The organism is Arthrobacter sp. HMWF013 (genome assembly GCF_003061105.1).
GTDB lineage: Bacteria > Actinomycetota > Actinomycetes > Actinomycetales > Micrococcaceae > Arthrobacter.
In genome coordinates, this window is record NZ_QAIQ01000608.1 from 1 (window position 1) to 1,348 (window position 1,348).

The 1,348-nt window shown below is 60.2% G+C and carries 1 protein-coding gene; it reads left to right on the forward strand.

From position 1 onward, the window contains the following. Positions 1-565: 565 nt before the first annotated feature. Positions 566-1,348 (forward strand): MFS transporter (locus DBR22_RS20430; RefSeq protein ID WP_146187596.1); only part of this gene is annotated, 783 nt, incomplete at its 3' end.

The following is a 1,348-nucleotide window of genomic DNA, read 5'->3' on the forward strand; positions in this document are numbered from 1 at the left end:
CGGGACCACGACGCCGTCATGCAGATCATGCATGAACACAACACAGGCGTAAAAGAAGAAGAACAAGAAGGGTAACGGAAGGAGCCAAAGGGGAGAAAGGGAAAGGAAGCAAAGGGAGGAACCGACCGCTGCGCTCACCTGAGCCCGGCGCTGGCCCCTTCGGGTGCTGCGGTTCCGCGTGCCGGCGCCGGGAGCATGAAAATCCTTGGATGTAGGAGATAGTCGTTCGGGTTAATAGCGCAGACTCCGGTTGGTCAGGGAGCCGTACGGCGCCGTGCTGAGGGAATGTGTGGCGGAGCCGTTCCCTGCTGTCTCCAGTAGGTCGTGGAAGGCATCACCCAAGGCTTAGGCAGGGGCGCCCGGTCAGCGGTGGGAGGGGCCTGCCTTGGGCTCGAGGGGCATGGCACTACGCAGGTTTGTAACAGAAAAAATGTTAGTCATAACGTTAATCTTGACATGAGCCACGTTTGTGCCGTTAGATGGGTCACATACTCTTTCACTCGTCGCGAGCAACTGAAGCCTTCCGCAAAGAAGCGGTCAGCGCCGCGCCATCTAGGAGAATGCAATGGCAGCTTCGTCCGCTTCCTCAACAGCCTCATCGCCAGCGCCGCTCATCGAAGTTCCCTCTTCGTGGGCAGACCGGGTCGGTATGCCCCATGCTCTGCGTTGGGGCTTTGTGGGCTTGCTTATTTTCATGATCGGGGACGGAGTTGAGTCCGGCTATCTCTCCACGTTCCTTCTGGACCGCGGACTTGAGCAGGGGCAGGTCGGGCTCCTGTTCACCGTGTACGGGGTCGCCGCAGGCGTGGCTGCATGGGCTTCCGGCGCGTTGTCGGATCTTTGGGGTCCGCGCCGGGTGATGATCCTTGGGCTCGTGCTCTGGGTCTTTTTCCAGGTACTTGTTCTTGCAGTGGCTTTGCCCTCAATGGACTTCACGTTACTCCTGGTGAGTTACGGTCTGCGGGGGCTGGGATACCCGCTCTTTGCTTATGGTTTTCTGGTTTGGATCGCGGCTTCCACCCCGACGCGGCGGCTGGGATCTGCTGTGGGATGGTTTTGGTTTGCGTTCACGGGCGGTCTTCCGACGCTGGGCTCGCTGCTCGCAAGCGCAACCATTCCCGCGGTAGGGGCTTTCAATACCCTGTGGATCTCCCTTGGCCTGGTCATTCTTGGCGGCTTTGTAGTTCTGGGCACGGTGCGGGAATGCACCGGATTTTCACGGCTTGCCCCTGAGAGTGAAAAGCCCCTGGCGACGCTGGCCTCAAGCCTGACCATCCTGTGGCGGAATCCGCGGGTCGGTATGGGTGCGGCGGTCCGCGCGATCAACACGGCCCCGCAGTTTGGATTC